The sequence below is a fragment of the Aristaeella lactis genome, from assembly GCF_018118585.1.
Taxonomy (GTDB): domain Bacteria; phylum Bacillota; class Clostridia; order Christensenellales; family Aristaeellaceae; genus Aristaeella; species Aristaeella lactis.
In genome coordinates this window covers 2,143,700-2,161,087 of record NZ_CP069421.1, presented here as the reverse complement: position 1 = coordinate 2,161,087, position 17,388 = coordinate 2,143,700, and the positions used below count along the sequence as shown (strand labels likewise).

13 protein-coding genes are annotated in these 17,388 nt (G+C 54.9%); 6 read left to right on the top strand and 7 right to left on the bottom strand.

Annotation, left to right across the window (positions count from 1 at the left end; genetic code table 11):
- The first annotated feature begins 417 nt into the window (after window positions 1-417).
- The 3 genes from JYE50_RS10130 (at window position 418) to JYE50_RS10120 (ending at window position 5,962) form a co-directional block, all read left to right on the top strand.
- Window positions 418-2,133: a type 2 periplasmic-binding domain-containing protein gene (locus JYE50_RS10130; protein WP_084095419.1), complete on the top strand. Its 1,716-nt coding sequence runs from the start codon at window positions 418-420 to the stop codon at window positions 2,131-2,133.
- 165 nt (window positions 2,134-2,298) lie between these two features.
- The gene (locus JYE50_RS10125) at window positions 2,299-4,218 is read left to right on the top strand and encodes a right-handed parallel beta-helix repeat-containing protein (protein WP_084095418.1); all 1,920 of its coding nucleotides are present in this window, start codon (window positions 2,299-2,301) and stop codon (window positions 4,216-4,218) included.
- A 217-nt stretch (window positions 4,219-4,435) separates the two neighbouring features.
- Window positions 4,436-5,962: a carboxylesterase/lipase family protein gene (locus tag JYE50_RS10120; protein ID WP_084095595.1), complete on the top strand. Its 1,527-nt coding sequence runs from the start codon at window positions 4,436-4,438 to the stop codon at window positions 5,960-5,962.
- A gap of 286 nt (window positions 5,963-6,248) precedes the next feature.
- Here JYE50_RS10120 and JYE50_RS10115 read toward each other — a convergent pair whose 3' ends face one another.
- Window positions 6,249-6,845: an SH3 domain-containing protein gene (locus JYE50_RS10115; RefSeq protein WP_084095417.1), complete on the bottom strand. Its 597-nt coding sequence runs from the start codon at window positions 6,843-6,845 to the stop codon at window positions 6,249-6,251.
- Window positions 6,846-7,698: 853 nt separating this feature from the next.
- The gene (gene murG, locus JYE50_RS10110) at window positions 7,699-8,766 is read right to left on the bottom strand and encodes an undecaprenyldiphospho-muramoylpentapeptide beta-N-acetylglucosaminyltransferase (protein WP_084095416.1); all 1,068 of its coding nucleotides are present in this window, start codon (window positions 8,764-8,766) and stop codon (window positions 7,699-7,701) included.
- A gap of 249 nt (window positions 8,767-9,015) precedes the next feature.
- Here murG and JYE50_RS10105 point away from each other — a divergent pair, with 249 nt between their 5' ends.
- Window positions 9,016-9,450, top strand: a complete 435-nt coding sequence (locus JYE50_RS10105; RefSeq protein ID WP_084095415.1) for a LytTR family DNA-binding domain-containing protein — start codon at window positions 9,016-9,018, stop codon at window positions 9,448-9,450.
- Between the two features lie 12 nt (window positions 9,451-9,462).
- Window positions 9,463-9,906: a DUF3021 domain-containing protein gene (locus tag JYE50_RS10100; RefSeq protein ID WP_084095414.1), complete on the top strand. Its 444-nt coding sequence runs from the start codon at window positions 9,463-9,465 to the stop codon at window positions 9,904-9,906.
- Between the two features lie 68 nt (window positions 9,907-9,974).
- On the opposite strand, the gene JYE50_RS10095 is transcribed toward JYE50_RS10100, so the two are convergent.
- The 3 genes from JYE50_RS10095 to JYE50_RS10085 form a co-directional block, all read right to left on the bottom strand.
- On the bottom strand, window positions 9,975-11,369 hold the full coding sequence (locus JYE50_RS10095; RefSeq protein WP_084095413.1) for a hydroxymethylglutaryl-CoA lyase-like TIM-barrel protein: 1,395 nt from the start codon (window positions 11,367-11,369) through the stop codon (window positions 9,975-9,977).
- 222 nt (window positions 11,370-11,591) lie between these two features.
- The gene (locus JYE50_RS10090; RefSeq protein WP_084095412.1) at window positions 11,592-12,494 is read right to left on the bottom strand and encodes a DUF975 family protein; all 903 of its coding nucleotides are present in this window, start codon (window positions 12,492-12,494) and stop codon (window positions 11,592-11,594) included.
- Between the two features lie 60 nt (window positions 12,495-12,554).
- Window positions 12,555-13,928, bottom strand: a complete 1,374-nt coding sequence (locus JYE50_RS10085) for a peptidylprolyl isomerase (protein ID WP_084095411.1) — start codon at window positions 13,926-13,928, stop codon at window positions 12,555-12,557.
- Between the two features lie 205 nt (window positions 13,929-14,133).
- Here JYE50_RS10085 and JYE50_RS10080 point away from each other — a divergent pair, with 205 nt between their 5' ends.
- Complete coding sequence (locus JYE50_RS10080) at window positions 14,134-15,312, top strand: hypothetical protein (protein WP_084095410.1); 1,179 nt, start codon at window positions 14,134-14,136, stop codon at window positions 15,310-15,312.
- Between the two features lie 73 nt (window positions 15,313-15,385).
- Here JYE50_RS10080 and JYE50_RS10075 read toward each other — a convergent pair whose 3' ends face one another.
- Window positions 15,386-16,084 carry a DUF2147 domain-containing protein gene (locus tag JYE50_RS10075; RefSeq protein WP_084095409.1) on the bottom strand — a complete coding sequence of 233 codons (699 nt, stop codon included), beginning with the start codon at window positions 16,082-16,084 and terminating at the stop codon, window positions 15,386-15,388.
- A gap of 203 nt (window positions 16,085-16,287) precedes the next feature.
- Window positions 16,288-17,346, bottom strand: a complete 1,059-nt coding sequence (locus JYE50_RS10070; RefSeq protein WP_084095408.1) for a hypothetical protein — start codon at window positions 17,344-17,346, stop codon at window positions 16,288-16,290.
- Window positions 17,347-17,388 lie beyond the last annotated feature (42 nt).

The following is a 17,388-nucleotide window of genomic DNA, read 5'->3' as shown; positions in this document are numbered from 1 at the left end:
CTGAATAAACGTCCAGATCAATTATTCCGGTTTACTGTTGCATGCTAGAGTAACGATAATTTTAGTAAGGGATTCCTCCACGCAGGCTGCGCCTTTGGTCGGAATGACATATAGCAATGACCTTTGCTAATCAACTGTGTAGGTGAAGGCAAGAATGCCTTTATCATAGAAAAAAGGAGGGGAGCGAGGGAAGCGGTGCCCCGGTGGGGCATTTGACGAAGTCAAAAGCGACCCGGAGTCCTGTCGTGCGCGGTGCGCGAGGTGGGAATCCCGCCCGCGGTGCGCGCGCGAACCCTTACCGAAGCAAGCAGAGGGCTGAAGCGACAGCGAAGCCAACTGCGCCGACTGAGGTTGCGGTTCAATTCTGAAGATGGGGACAAGAGAGTCCTTTCATCATAAATTAAAGGAGGTACAACTATGAAACGGTTTCTGTCTGTTCTGCTGACGATCGCTATGCTCCTGGGCATGGTCACCATCAGCGCGATGGCTGAGGGAGAAGAACCCATCACCATCACAATCTATGATGCTGCGGCTAACTATCATGGCATCCAGAAGGGCTGGTTTGCCAAGGTTGTTAAAGATCGCTTCAACATCGTCCTGGACATCGTCGCTCCGCAGGTTGCCGGTCAGGAGATCTACGCAACCCGCGCTGAAGAAGGCGATCTGGGTGACATCGTGATCGTTGACAAGAGCGAATTCCCGAACCTGGTCCAGGCCGGCCTGGTCCGCGAGATCAATGAGATTACCGGAAAAGAGAATCTCATGCGGTTCAAGGATCAGATCGAACACTACAACAAGGAACTGACCGGTGAAGAAGGCAAGTTCTACGGCATTCCTTCCGAAATGACCGATACTTCTCCCTCTTCCCTGACCGACGACGTGGTTCCGGACAGCCCCATGCTCCGCTGGGACCTGTACAAAGCGATCGGCGCTCCGGAAATCAAGGACCTGGACGGCCTGGTTGACGCTCTGGCCGCTATCCATGAGATCCACAAGACCACCGATGCCGGCGATCCCTGCTACGCCGTGACCCTGTGGGCTGACTGGGACAACAACGACGATATGTCCGGTCCCGCGAACGTGACCCACATCACCCCCTGGTATGGCCAGAAGATGAAGCGCAGCGCCCTGCTGCAGGCTGACGGCGAAACCTTCCTGAAGGTTTATGACCGTGCCGGCGCCTACTACAAGGCCACCAAGTTCCTGAACAACCTGTACCAGAAGGGCCTGGTGGATCCGGACTCCGGTTCCCAGGACTGGAACTCTGTTATGAACAAGTGGATCAATGGCCAGGCTGACCTGCTGTGGTACAACTGGTCCGTTGGTTTTACCAACAACAACAAGGACGCCGACGGCGTGCCGCTGAAGTCCAAGGGCGAAACCTTCTTCTGGATCCCGATCACTGATTCCAAGTACTATGCTGAATCCGATGCCTACTACGGAACCGCCCGTATGTTCGGCGTGGGATCCAAGGTCGAAGGCGATAAGTATGACCTGATCCTCAACTTCCTCGACTGGTACGCCAGCCCCGAAGGCATGACCTTCCAGCATGTCGGTATCGAAGGCCTGAACTACACCGTGAACGAAGACGGCACATTCTCTGTGCTGCATGACGATGCCCTGTCCGCCAACCTGCCGGTTCCGGAAGAGTATGTCGGTGAAGACGGTGTTGTGGGCTACAGCGATGGTAACAACGCGATCAACCAGTGGATCGGCGCTTCCATCTGCGTGAACCCGCTGACCAACGAACGCTTCCCCACCAAGTTCTGGGCTTCCTACAAGGCTCAGGAGAAGGAAGAGGACAAGACCAAGGCTGAGTGGCAGGAGCACTTCGGAGCTGAGAACGCTGTGGACTACATGCTGAAGAACGGCATGCTCGAGCCCAGCCCCAACGTTGGCTTCGCCGCTCCCAAGGATGAAGGCGAAATCAAGTCCCTGCGTCCCGAAATCAACGGCAAACTGTGCGAATACACCTGGAAGGCGATCTTCGCGAAGGATGACGCTGAATTCGAAGCCCTGTGGGACGAGATGATCGAAGAACTCGACGGCTTCGACTATGACAAGCTGTTCGAGAACGACGTGGCTGCTTACCAGGTTGAAGTTGACATGAAGAAAGCGGCTCTCGGCAAATAATCAGTTTATCCACTCCGGGGCGCTCCGTACGGAGCGCCCCAATTCATTCCAGAGAAAGTCAAAAAACGGGAAGCGGACAACAAAAAACAGGAAGGTGGAATAATCCTCTTCATGCTATAGTACATATGGCGAAACAGAATTACAGAACAATCAAGGAGAACAAAGATGGAAAAGGATTATTCCGCCCTTCTGCCGGATGGCAGCACCTTTGAATTCTGGGAAACCGAACCTGTATGGGAAAGGGAACTGTTTGTCAGTTCCTCGGATCCTGCCGCCTCGGATGATAATGACGGCAGTGAGGCCAGGCCGTTCCGGACTATTGGCCGGGCAGCGTCGGAAGCAACGCCGGGTACCCGGGTGCGGATCCACGCCGGGCTTTACCGGGAATGCGTGAAGCCTGCCATGGGCGGCACGGATCCCCGGCATATGATCTCCTATGAAGCCTTTGGCGACGGTGACGTGGTCATCAGCGCCTCGGAGGAAGTGAAAGACTTTATCCCCAGCGAGGGCTGGATGCTGAACCGGGGCTGGGGAGCAGAGCAGCCGGAGAACGTTCGTGTCTGGGAATATGACCTGGATCCGGACCTGTTCCGGGGCTACAATCCCTTCTGCGCGGTGAACATCCTGCATGACCGGCTGTTCATCGAGTATGACAAAACGGACATGACCACCTACCTGAACCGGCGGGGCTGCGTTTTCTGCGACGGCAAGCCGCTGAAGCAGGTACCGCTTTACGGTGGGATGGCGCAGGAAGACAATACCTACTGGGTGGAGGCGAACGGCCAGAAAGTCCACTTCCGCCTGGCGTATGACGAGAACCCGAAGGATCACCGGATCGAGGTGACCGTGCGGGAGCAGTGCTTTGCGCCGGACAAACCTTTCCTGAACTACATCCGGGTGAAGGACCTGGTCTGTGAGCATGCGGCCACCGGCGCGCCGGTGCCGCAGCGCGGAGCCATCTCCGCGTACCGGGGACATCACTGGATCATCGAAGGATGCACGGTATACTGGACAAACGGCGTGGCGATCGATATTGGCAATGAATGCTGGCATCATACCCACCGGCCGGACGAGATCATCGGATACAGCGTGATCCGGAACTGCACCATCCAGGACGCCGGCGTCTGCGGCATTGCCGGGATGTTCGCGGAACGGATGCTGATAGAAGGCAACACCATTGAGGGAACCGGCTGGCAGAAGATGGAGCTGAGCTGGGAGGCCGGAGCCATCAAGCTGCATAACAGCGTGAACGGCCTGATCCGGAACAATGTTTTCCGGAATACTTTCCGGGCGGATCACCTCTGGCTGGACTGCGGCAATGAGAACAACCGGATCACAGGCAACCTGTTCCTGAACGGCATTGAGCAGCGGGAAGCAATCTTTATCGAGTGCACCCGGGAAGGGATCAACCTGATCGATCACAATATCATCTGGAATGTGGAGGGCCGGTTTGATCCGGCAAAGGTGCCGGCTGAGCCCGGCTCCTCCGGATGGTATAAGCTCCAGGAGAACGAAGCGGTGAACGGCTACGGTGTCTACGGGGAGGGAACGGACCGGCTCCATGTGTCCCATAACCTCATCGGCTGCTGCCGCCACAGCGGATACTATCTTAAACCTGTGCCCTTCCGCATGCACGGAATGCTGCGGGGCGGCACTTCCCGGGACGCGAAGATCCGGAACAACATCTTCTACGACTGCGGGGAGGCGGCCATTGATTTCCCGACAAAGGACAACGAGGCGGAGGGCAACCTGTATGTGAAAATGCAGGGCGGCTACCTGCGGGTGATGTATCCGGAACCGGAAAACTGCCTGGATCTCAAGTCCTGGCAGGAGTTCTTCGGCTTTGACAAAGAAGGGCAGAACGCCTGGTTCGATATCGACCTGGACGAGGAAACGGGAGAAACGGTCTTCAGCTTCGCGGAAAAAGCACCCTTCGCGTTCGGCAGGGATCTGAAGAGACTGCATATGATCCTGGATCCGGAAAAGGTCAAGCCGGTGCAGGCGGATAAAGATCTGCCGTGGGAGCAGGAAGAACGGGTTTTGCCGGGACCGTGGGGCTGCTGGTGTGTTGCACCGGCAAAATGAAATGGAGATCCTTCAACTGCGCTCTCTGTGCACCGTTTGTTCAGGATGACATTTTAAGCGGAAGTGTGAAATATTGAACGGCAAGCCGTTCAATGTGAAATATTCCGCATACGCGGAATGTGATGGTTACTTACAGCCTGCAGTTGTTTCAGGCTGGAGAAAACACTATATCATTATGCATTATGCATTGTGCATTGAAAAACCGGGAGGTTTTGTTATGTTGCGTCAGGTAAGAACCGAAAACGGTGTTGTGCGGGGCATTGAAGCGGCGGATCCGCGTATTACAGCCTTCAAGGGAATTCCCTTTGCCGCGCCGCCCACGGGAAAAAACCGCTGGCGGGCACCACAGCCCTGTGAGAACTGGGCGGGCGTGCGGGACTGCTCCCGCTTTGCGCCGATCTCCATGCAGTGGATCCCGGGCCTGGGAGATGATATCTACTGCCGGGAGTGGCATGTGGATCCGGAAATCCCGATGGGAGAAGACTGCCTCTACCTTAACGTCTGGACAAAGGCAAAAGAGCCCGGAGAGAAGATGCCCGTGCTGGTCTGGTTCTTCGGCGGCGGCCTCCAGTGCGGTTATCCGGCGGAAATGGAGTTTGACGGGGAACGCATCGCGCGGCGCGGGATCGTGGTGGTCACGGTCAATTACCGGGTCGGCGCCCTGGGTTTCCTGACCCATCCGCAGATCAGCCGGGAACAGCAGGACGCTCCGGCCAATTTCGGTAACCTGGACCAGCAGGCGGGACTTCGCTGGGTGCAGCGGAATATCGCGGCCTTCGGCGGCGATCCGAAGAAGGTGACCATTGCCGGACAGTCCGCCGGCGGCGGAAGCGTTATGTCCCAGCTGGCCTGCAAGGCCAATGAAGGCCTGTTCTCCGGCGCGGTGGTGATGAGCGCTATGATCTTTGACCCCTATCTTCGCCGGGAGGTGGGCCGTCCGGAACTGCTGAAGCAGGCGGAAAAGAAGGGCCTGGACTTCTTTGAGTTCCTGGGTGTGAAGACCCTGGAGGAAGCCCGTGCCATGGACGCGGTGACCCTGCAGCGCAGCTATGAGAAATATATGGAAGGCCATCAGCCTTTCTTTACCGTGCAGGATGATAAGTTCTGCGTCGGGGATCCCATTGCCCTGTATACCCGGGGAGAATGCGTGGATGCCGTCATGATGGCGGGCAACACGTCCGACGAGTTCCTGAACAGTATCGAAGTGAAAAACGAAGTCAAACTGAAGGAAGCGGCTGTGAAACTCTTCGGGGACAAGGCGGATGAATTCATGGCCTTCCCGGAAACCCGGGCGGCTGTATCCGGCCAGGGCTACGCGCCGGCCAGCGGCATCGAGTGTACGGTGAAGGGTGTTCTGACAGAAACCGCGAAGGCCGGCAGGAAGGGCTACTGCTACCTGTTTGATCCGGACATGCCCGGATGGGACAATCCCGGCACGTTCCATTCTTCCGACCTGTGGTTCTGGTTTGAAACCCTGGCCAAGTGCTGGAGGCCTTTCACCGGCCGGCATTACGACCTGGCCCGGCAGATGTGCGACTACTTCTGCAACTTTATCAAAACCGGTGATCCGAACGGCGAGGATCTCTGCGGCCTGACGCTGCCCCGCTGGGAGCCCTGGAGCGGGGAGGCGCCCTGCACCATGAAGTTCCTCCCGGACGGCGCTGCTCCTTCCACGGAGCCGCTGACACCCTTCAAGCAGTTCCTGTCTGACAGGATCATGGAGCGGATAAGAACAATTAAATAATTCAGAATTAAGAATTCTGCGATCGCCGTTACCAAAGCCACTTTGCGCCTTTGACGACTGTAGCATGGCAGTTGTTACCCAAATCATAGATTTGGACAACTGCTCAACAATTCAGAATTATATATGGTTGAACAGGAGGGATATCCAGTGGCTCTATGGTGTCATCTCGACTAAGGCCGCAGGCCGCATGGAGAGATCTTTTACGGAATATGGATTCAACCAGAAACTAAGAACAAGAACAGCGTTTCGGTTTTAAACCGAAACGCTGTTTTGTTCAGGAACCATATTATTTTTCGTCTGTCAGGTATTCCGTGGCGACATAGCCTTCATAGCCCTTGATCTCGACCTTGCTCCAGTACTTGCCCTTCTTCAGCACAGTAACCTTGGTGCCGCCCCGGAAGCTTGTTATGACATCAGAGTCGCCGTCCGCTTTTTCCCTCATGTTCAGCTTGACGCCCTTCATAATATACATAGTAGAGCCGGAGGAAGTCTTCTCCTTTTTATCAGCTTTGGAGGAGGAAGAAGACTTAGAAGAAGTATTGGAAGAGGAGTTAGAAGAAGACTTTGAGGAGGAGTTCTTGCCGGTCACCCCGCTCTTTTCTTCCTCCGGCGTATCTTTGCTGTAAGCGAGGTAACAGGTCATCATGTAGCCTTCTTTTCCGTCCACACGGACCTTGGTCCAGGTATCACCCTTTTTCAGGATTTTGACCGTGGTGCCGCGGGGGAAGGCGTCGATCACCTCGCCGTCTGTGGACGCCTCATCGCGGAGGCGAAGCAGGTAGCCTGTGACCTTCGTGGTCTCTGACAGGGCGGATGCACAGGGCATCAGGACTGCCAGGCAGAGTAAAAGACAGAGGATGCGTTTCCTTCCTGTCGATTTCATCTGATAATCACTCCTTTTATGACGGCGGGATGATCCGCCCGGAGGCCGTGCCCGTAAAACAGCAATTATTGAAGCACGACCGATGACTTCTTTTGTTATTTGTAATATATCGACCGAACATATCTATGTCAATGGCGATTGTTTCCCCTCTGTTTCGCAATTCTTAAAAGACTGTTACATGTATCCGTTTTTGCAAAATTAGAGCAATAACATGTAACTTTTCGCTGCTTTGAGGGACAAAAACAGCCGCTGTCCACCATAAAAGACGTAAATGGAGGGGGATTTGTTTCATGTGAATTCTGATTTCAGAATTTACATGAAACAATGCAGAATGCAGAATGCAGAATGATATATGGTCTTCCGCAGAAGACATACCAAGTGCGATGCCACGGGGACGGTGGGACCGTCCCCGTGGCCCGCAAAAGCGGCGGGTAACAATCTGAATCCGTGGGAGATCCTTCGACTCGGCCTGCGGCCTTGCTCAGGATGACACGGTAATGCTGCTCCGTCTCAACTATGCGGCAGAATGGATTCAACCATATAAAATATGAATTATGAATTGAAAAAAAGGCTGTTTCCAGCCTTTTTAAACTTAATTATGTACTTCTTCAATGAGCTCAAGCACGCGCTGTGTTCCGTTTGCGGGTGGGGAGCGAGGAAAACGGCAGCCCAGTGGGCTGTCCGCTGAAAGCGGAAGTGACCCGGAGTCCTGTCGCGCGCGGTGCGCGAGGCGGGAATTCCGCCCGCGGTGCGTGTGCGTTTCCTTACCGAAGCAAGCAGCGGGTTGAAGCGTCAGCAATGCCCGCTGCGCTGACTGAGATTGCGGGGCAAGCGACGACTGCAGATGCGGGGGTTACTTCTTCCTGATTTCTTCAATCATCTCAAGAACACGGTTTGTGCCATCTGCAGGCGGAGCGTCCTTCAGTGCGGCGGTCAGTTTCTCCCGGTCTGCCCAGGTTTCACCGATGGCCTTTACCATGGAATCAGGCGTCATGTTTTCCTGGAGCAGCACTCGGCAGAGGCCGCGTTTTTCCAGGCTTTTTGCGTTCAGGATCTGGTCGCCGCGGCTGGCTCCCTTTGGATAGGGGATCAGCAGCATGGGACGGCCGAGGGCCTGGAATTCACACAGGGCGTTGGCGCCGGCGCGGCTGAGGACGAGGTCCGTGCAGGCCAGCACATCCGGAAGATCCGCATCCAGGAATTCAATCTGTTTATATCCGGCTGTTCCTTCCAGCTCCGTATCCAGGTTGCCCTTTCCGCAGATATGGGCCACATCGAAATCAGCGGTCAGCCGGGGCAGTGCCTGCCGCAGGCAGAAGTTTACGCTCTGGGCGCCGGAGGAACCACCCATCATCAGCAGGACGGGTTTCTGCCCGTTAAAGCCCAGCAGTTCCAGCCCCTTTTCCCTGCTGCCGCGGAACAGTTCGGGACGCAGGGGCGTACCGGTCATTTCCGCCTTTTTTCCCAGTGCTTCAGCGCATTCCGGGAAGGTGGTGGCAAAGCGGGTGGCGAAGGGCTTGCAAAGCTTGTTGGCCAGGCCGGGGGTCAGGTCGCTCTCATGGCAGAGCACGGGGATGCGGTGCAGCCAGGCACCGAAGACAACGGGCACAGCAACGAACCCGCCTTTGGAGAACACCACATCCGGACGGATTTTGCCCATCAGGCGGGCGGACTGGAACGCACCGGCGATCACCCGGAAGGGATCGGTGAAGTTCTTCCAGTCGTGATAACGGCGGAGCTTGCCGCTCTTTACCGCGTGATAGGTGACTCCTTCCACGGCGCGCATCTTCGGCGCTTCCATGCCGTTTTCCGTACCGATATAGTGGATTTCATATCCGGCTTCCTTCAGCCTGGGAATCAGCGCCAGGTGAGGCGTAACGTGCCCCAGGGTACCGCCGCCGGTCAATACAATCTTCTTCAAAACAACACCTCAATATCCAGTGACAGGATTCACAGTCCACAAATGATATCATATGAACACGTTCTATTATAAATAAATCAACGATAATGTACAATGAAAAGATCCATTCGCCGCTTTTGAGGATCAGTTTCTGCATCTTACCTGCCAAAATCTGCCTCTTGGCTCAAAACTGCTGACAGAATATGGTTCTTTGTTTATACTATGCCTGTACTTAGTTGATGCGCACTCAACAGGAAGGGAGATCTCTTAATGCAGGTCAAGATTGAAGTATCGCCGGAGAACAAACCTCCGCGGGCGGTCATTTATACGGATCAGTTAACATCGGAAATCCAGCGGGCCCTGGATGTGCTGCAGGCAAAGGACACCCCTGTGCTGGCGGAGCGTAACGGCCGTACGTTCCTGCTTACCGGACAGGAGATCTGCATGGTCCGGGTTGAGGACGGAGAAACAAAGCTCTATACGCAAAAGGAAGCATTCAGTACGCGGAAACGCCTGTATGAAGTGCTGGAGCAGACGGGAGGCAGCTTCATGCAGATATCCAAGTCCTGCGCTGTCAACCTTTCCTTCGCGGAGAGCGTGGAAGCCGGGTTTGGAGGAAGCTTACTGCTGAAGATGAAGAACGGGCTTTCGGATTACGTTTCCCGGAAGTACCTGCCCGGTCTTAAAAACTATCTGGGATTATAGGAGGATAGAACAATGAATAATAAAGAACGTAAAGCATTTGTGATCAAAAACACCAAAACGACAGTGGCTATTGCTTCGTTCCTGTTTTTACTCAGCTTCCTGATCAACGATCTTAATGCGGAGGGCGCCTGGTCCTCTTCCGGTTATTATGTTACCAAACAGGCCCTCGGCGCTTTGGGAATCGGACTCGGTTTCGGCCTTGCTTCTGTCATTTTCACCAATCCGAAGCTGAGCCAGTCCGTGCAGACTGCGGTTTACCTGGTGACCGGATGCATCATTATGGCGGGAATCGGGCTGCTTACCGGCATGATCCCGACAGATAAAGGCCTGCTTCGTTCGGCACTGGCAGTTCTTCTTATGCTTGTGACTGCCTTTATCATCTGGGGGTTATCGTACAGCCGGCAGAAGAAGCTGGCACAGAGGATCAACCTGGAACTGGAGAAAAGGGGAAACTAAATATCACATTGGACGAAGTTTAATATTTCATTGAAAAAAAGCCCGGAATTATTTCCGGGCTTTTTGCCTTACTTACTCTTGTGGAACAGCAGTTTTTCGTAACGGTCCTGGTCGCAGCGGCGAACCATAACTTCCAGTTCCTCGTCGCCCATGACCGTGTTGCGGCCCTTGGCATACAGTTCATCGACCTTCGCGCGCATAGCCACGATCAGCGGATCGTTCTTGTCGATCGTGTTGTCGCCGGTCAGGCGGAAGTAGTTGTTCAGCCAGTGGGCAACAGAAGCGGTGCCGCCGCGGCTGTCTACAGCCACGGAAGCGGGACGGTTCAGCAGCTTCGCGGTATCGAAGATGTTGTAGATCTCCTCGTCCTTCAGCATGCCGTCGGCGTGGATACCGGCGCGGGTCACATTGAAGTGGCGGCCGACGAAGGGCTGCCGCGGGCTGATCTCCAGGCCGATCTCCCGCTCCATATAGTCCGCGATCTCGGTGATGGCGGTCAGGTCCATGCCGCCGTCATCTCCGCGCAGGCTCTGGTATTCAATCGCCATGGCTTCCAGCGGGCAGTTGCCGGTGCGCTCACCGATACCCAGCAGGCTGCAGTTGATGCTGCTGCACCCGTGGAGCCAGGCGGTGGCGGCATTGGAAACGACCTTGTAGAAGTCATTGTGGCCATGCCATTCCAGCTGCTCGGAAGGCACTTCCGCGTAGTGGCGCAGGCCGTAGATGATGCCCTGTACGCTGCGGGGCAGCGCGGTGCCGGGATAGCTGACGCCGTAGCCCATGGTATCGCAGGCGCGGATCTTGATCGGGATTCCGCTCTCACGGCTCAGATCCATCAGGGCGCCGGCGAAGGGAACCACGAAACCGTAGAAATCGGCCCGGGTGATATCCTCAAAGTGGCAGCGGGGACGGATGCCGTATTCCAGGGCGGATTTGACGATGCCCAGGTATTTATCCATGGCCTGGCGGCGGGTCAGGTGCATTTTATTGAAAATATGATAGTCGCTGCAGGAAACCAGCACGCCGGTTTCGGCGACACCGGCCTGTTTGACCAGTTCAAAGTCTTTTTCATTGGCCCGGATCCAGGTGGTGATCTCCGGGAACTGAAGGCCGGCGTCCTGGCACAGGTGCAGCGCCTTCTGGTCGTTCTCCGTGTAAAGGAAGAACTCGCTCTGGCGCACCATGCCCTTGGGTCCGCCCAGGCGGCTCATGAGCTTGAACAGGTGCAGGATCTGTTCCGGAGTGAAGGGGCTGACGCTCTGCTGGCCGTCACGGAAGGTGGTATCGGTCATCCAGATCTCATCAGGCATCTGCATGGGAACATGACGGAGGTTGAAGGCAACCTTCGGCACGTGTTCGTAGTCGTAGATCTCCCGGTACAGGTTGGGTTCCGCCACATCCTGAAGGCTGTAGCGGTATTTGGACTGCATGAGCAGGTTAGTCGTGGAATCAAAACTCAGCATGGACAATCACTCCGGTTTCTGTATACAATGCGGTCATTATAATCTGAAACTGTTTGAAACTCAAGTAAAGTACGGAAAGAACACAATATCACAATAATTCAGAATTATTGTGCCTGCAGACAGGCACTACTGAATAATGAAGACTGAAAACTGAAAAATGAATAATGGCGGATGGATGGCTGCGCCATCCTTTGAATTATCAGGAATTGAATTATTTGATCATTAATTCAATTCTTCGTTTTCCGGTTCCGGAACGATTTTTTCGCCGCTGGACAGGAAAAGGTAGAAGGCGGCAACGGAACAGCCCGCGTATACGCTCAGGGCCAGACCGGCCAGCATCTGGAAGACCGTGGAGAGCACTCCGTTCAGCATGGAGGCAATCAGCATCTCCAGCAGATACCAGAGCAGAAAGCTGAAGAGCAGGAAGAACAGATCCTTTTTCTTATCCTTCATCAGCTGCTTGCTGCGGCGGATGCAGGAGAGGATCTTCTCTCCGGGTTCGTCCGCCATGATGAATTCCGACATGGCGTAACGCAGGGCGGCGATGGCGCCGGGAACCACAATCAGGAGCGTAACGGGAAGCGTCATGTTGTAGCTGTTCTGCAGGGCTGCCAGGCGTCCCTGCAGGGTGCCGGACTGATAAACCGGGACCATCAGGGCTGTTGCCGCGGCGATACCCGGAAGCATCCAGAGGAGGATCTTCAGGATGATCAGGAGCTGCAGGCCGATGGCTTTCAGGAACAGCTTCATCCGGCACAGCACGGTGCCAACCGGATCTTCCTGCCCGCGGAGACGGTCCATCAGCCACTTGTACATACCCAGGGTCAGGCAGGGGGTTATGAGCCAGGCCAGCACTTCCAGTCCGCGGACGGTCCAGAAACTCGTGCTTGCGAGGATGGCGTCAAATTCCTTCAGCAGCAGATCCTGGGTCATCAGGCCGTCCCGGCTGGCAGCGACCATCACTGCCTGCAGGCGGGTGATCAGGTCATTTCCCGTATAGGCGGAAAAGCCCTGCATCAGCAGTGTGGGCAGATTCACGATCAGCGCTACCAGCAGGGCTGTCTGCCAGTGGCCTTTCAGCGCCGCGCGGGCTTTCATCCGGAAAACAACGGAGGGATAAAGCATGGGTTATCTCCTTACAATAAGCAAAAAGGGATGCCTTGCGGCATCCCTTTCATGCATCGATCAGTCCTTCAGGGCATTCATGTCGACCTTGATGCCGGCTTCTTCCACCCACTGAGCGAGAGTAGCTTCGTAGGTGTCATTCTGCTTCGTATTCAGCAGGGAGGAGGAAATGGTTTCTTTCAGGGTATCGAGGGCGATGGGGCCTTCGGCTTCATCGCTTTCATAGCGGATGATGTAATATCCGTACTGTCCTTTGGTCTTGGGAGAAACATCGCCGATCTTTTCCAGCGCCATGGCGGCGTCAACGAAAGCAGCATCGAAGCCGCTCATTCCGGCGGCTACGGCATAACCCTTTTCATTATCCTTCATGCCGGTATCTTCGTTGTACTCGTCCGTCAGCTTCTGCCAGTCGCCGCCTTCAGCCAGCTGGGCCACAACGGTGTCGGCTTTTTCATCGATGTTTGCGAAGGCCTTGTCTGTGGCATCGGTGACTGCCTGGTTGGCAGCCAGCAGGGCCTTGTCAGCTTCATCCAGTTCCTGCTTAGCTGCGGTCAGATCCGCTTCGGCCTTGGTTTTCTCTTCATCGGTGATGCCCTCGGTATCCAGGACCTTCTGCGCGGCATCGACCTTGTCCTGCGCGGCGGTTCGGGCGGTATTGGCATCAGACAGCTTTGTGTTGGCATCTTTGATGGCGGTCTGGTCTTCTTCCGTGAATTTGACCAGGATCTGCTTCACGCGGCGGACGCCGGCGGGGGTGTAGTACAGGGTGGTATAGCCGTTGTTCGCGGTGGCGGCCCAGGAAGCGGCGTTTTCAGCATAGGTTTCCTTGTTGGATTCGACCTTGCTGTCATACTCAGCCTGAATCTCTTCATCTGTGACGGCAACGTCCTTGACGGCGTATTCCTTCAGCTTGGCAGAGACCGCGTCCTTGGTGGCGCTCTCTGTCCGGTTTTCCATGGTATAACCCGCGTCTTCAGCCATTTTCACGGCAGCTTCGGTGAGGGCGGCTTCATCCATTTCGTCTTTGCCTTCGACATACTGCTTGGCGGTATTCACCATGTTGTCGTAGGATTCCTGGGCCTTGGCCTTGACGGCTTCCAGTTCCTCGTCTGTCAGCTGATCAAAACCCAGCTCAGCGGCCTTGGCGGTCAGGGTCAGGTCCTCTTTCAGGGCCTTGACAGCGGCTTCCTGCGCTTCGGCAATATTGGCAGGATCTGTCATATCGTAGGCATAGCCAAACATGGAATATGTTTGGGCCTTGTTGATGAGCTCCTGCTGGGCTGCGGCTTTCACCTGGATCTTGGTGTAAACCTTGTCGCCCATCCGGATAATCTCGGTGGCATCGTCAACAGCCTGGTCCTTCTGGATCAGGGCGCAGCCGCTCAGCAGCAGGACAGCGGCCATCATGAGTGCAAGAAGAGCTTTTTTACGCATAGGGTATCTCTCCGTTCATTATCAATTAGTTGGGAACACTCCCAATATTATATCAAAGGGGAAATGCTCAGGCAAGCCAAAAACTGCTGCCGCTGAAAAAATACAGGGAAGAACAGAACGGAACATCCACTGCCTGCCGTTCTGTGATATAATCACATACACAGCAAAACCTGAAAAACTGATACAAACCGAAAGGAGAAAACAAATGAAGAAGATCGCTGCACTGCTGCTGGTACTGTGCATGCTGCTGACGGCTATACCTGCCCTTGGCGAAGGCCCCTCCGGAAACTGGTATATGACCCTGGCGGATGTCAGCCTGGGCTATATCCTGCTGAATGAAGACGGCACAGCCAATCTCAATATTGCTTCCCAGGTGGAAGCAACAGGCACATGGACCGTGGACGGGGACAACGTGACCATTACGGCTGAAGGCGAACCGCTGACCTTTGTCTATGACGGGACGAGCCTGAAAAGCGATGTTTTCCCGCTTTCCCTGGGCCGGGAGGAAGGCAGACTGCCTATGAACGTCATCGTCAGTATGATGAGCGGCGAGGAGTTTGAACTGCCGGAAGGCATGACTGAGGATGATGTGAGAACCATTGGCATGAACTTTATCGCGGAATATTCCAGGATCATGGAAGCAGCATCTGCATCCGCAGATTCCGGCGAACCCGCTGCCGAACCTCCTGCTGAACCCGCTGATGAGCCGGCTGCCGAACCCGTTGCTGAGCCGGCGGCCGAACCCGCGGCGCAGGAGGATCCCGCCGTAACCATCGTGAAGGGAACCTTCAAGGTGGTTGAGAGCTACAGCGGCTTCCGCGGAGTCTATATCGCCAGGATCCAGAATAACACCTCTGTTCCGCTGTTTATCAGAACCGGCAGCCTGAAGGTGATGGATGCTTCCGGAAACCAGGCGGGCGAGGCGACCTACCTGTCTTCCTGCGGTTCCAAATACCTGGAACCCGGTGAGATCTCCTTTATTTCCATGACTGCAGACCTGGCGGAAAACGGCAATTATACCTACGAAGCGACGATTGAATCCAGGACAGATGCTTATTTCAGCACCGATAAAACCGTGAAGCTGGACAACCCTGAATTCAGGAAAGCGGAGGGAGAATACGGACGTGACACTATGCGTGTTACCGTGATCAATGATTCGGAAGAGCCTCTGCCCAATATTGAAGTGGTTTTCGTGCTGGAGGATGCTGACGGCAATCTGCTGGATCTGAACACTGAATCGCTGTTCCGCCATGAACTGGGCGCCAACAGCACCATTACCCTGGTAACCAGCGTGGACAGCAAGGTGATGGAATTCTGCGCCGCCAACGGTATTGAGCCCACCACTGTGGAAGCTTATGGCTGGGTGGAAAACAACGACTGGTAAGCAATCTGAACAATCGGGGATAAAAACAATTGCCGTGCTCACATTGAGCACGGCAATTGTTTATCCGTCAGGATCAGGCGGCGGGTTCTTCTTCCGCGGCGTCCTTAACAAAATACATAATGGCACCCGTTTCGCCCATGCTGGCAGTCAGGGCCAGCATGCCATCCTGGAGCATTTCCAGCTTGAGTCCGTAAGAGGTTTCACCTAAAGCAACGGACATGCTGAGCGCTCCGTCGGCATAGGTCAGCGGCAGGGCATTGGTTCCGAATACCTGGGCCAGGCTGCCTTCACCCGTGAACTTCATGGTGCTGTTTTCAACCACCAGGCCGGGGAGCTGCTGTCCGGCGGCGGCAGCATCCACGACCGTGCCGTTGTATCCAATATAGACGATGTTCCATGTGCCGTCAAAATCTTCCGCCGCGGCGGCAGGATTCACTTCCGCGATCTGGATGCCCTGGGGCATTTCGCGGGTGAAGACCATGGTCATATCTTCATCGCCCAGCGTGATCTTACCGTCGGCATAGGTGCCTTCCGCGGGGGAGTCTTCAATGGTTACGGTAATCTTTTCACCGTCGAGAACCCAGGTGCCGGCAGCCACATTCTCAGTACCGGGCATGGACATTTCCGCAGTGCCGTCTTCGGCAAGGTTCATGACCATCGTCACGCCGGCCAGGGAAGCATACCATTCGCCTGTAATGCTGTCTTCCGCCATTGCGGGGATCAGCATGCACGCCATGCACAGAGCCAGGATCAGAGAGAACAGTTTCTTCATCGGTTCATCGCTCCTTTTCCATTCGTTTCTTTTATCGCACGTTTTATGCGTAACATCTTTTTTATACTACCATATGTTGGAATATATTGCAAAATATGCCTCTGAAGCCAGTACCAGGCAGACTGACGCGGGTGTCTGTACCAGGGCAGGCAATAAACGCTGGCATAACAAGGACCGCGTTCAGATGAACGCGGTCTTTGGGCTTAGACATCGTCCCAGGTGATCCAGACGGCGTCGGATCGCTGCCCTTTGTCCTTTGGCGCGTCAGTATCGATCAGGAGACCTGTTTGGGCATTAACGAGCGCTGCCATATGAGCTGCGCTTTCCGGGTCATCATCATCTTCCAGCACCCAATAGGGAAGCAGCACCGGATCTCCTTTCCGGTTTTCGGGATCGTTCAGGGAGAGATAAACAAGCCGCAGCCTTGTGGGTTTGATCGGTTCGAGATTGATCCCGCTTCCGCAGGACTGCTTCAGTGCCTCTATGACAGCGGACAGCGGGCAGAGCGGTATGTCTTCAGCCAGGACGCCTGATTCATTGCTCATGTCGAGGTTATACCAATAGCAATCAGGAGAAAAGATATGGAATGTGCATTGGCCGTGAGGCAGTATTCCCTGCCGGTCATAGTCACTGAACCAGGCAAAATAATCTGATATATGACCATAACAGGGAATACCATGGAAAACCTGTTCATATTCCAATGAATAATACCCGGTACTGTCAACCGGCTGATCCACAGATGGCTTCCTGCCTTTTTCCCGGTACCGCCGGGAGTTGGCCCAGGCGCGATGCATGCGGAATGCCGGACTGCTGTCTTTGGGATTCAGGGCCTGATCCGCAAAGGCAATGGCTTCGGCCATGGTCAGCGGACTTCCATCCGCCTGTGCATCCAATCCGTATTGACTGATCCGCATGGTACCCCTGATCGGGGTTCCAGCCACTTGTTCCTTTTTGAGCTGAACAGACCAGCCGGTCATATAACCCGCATTACCGGGGCGGCGTTCCTCTATACTGCCGCCTTCCGGCACCGGCGGAGCCTGATCGGGTTTGGGAAGTGCAATGGTGATCACCGGGATCTGTTCAACATCCGGAATCTCCAGGGAAACAGTATAACGACCTTTGAGTGTTTCTATTTCGATCGTACCGTCAGCAAGGGTTTCCGCCTGTTTCCGGACCTGACTGATCGTACAGTATTCAGTGTCAGCAGCTGCCAGACAGGGCAGACACAGTATCAATAACAGAAGTACTGTAATTCTTTTCATTGATATTCCTCCTGCAACATGGAAGAAAAGAGTTTATATGTA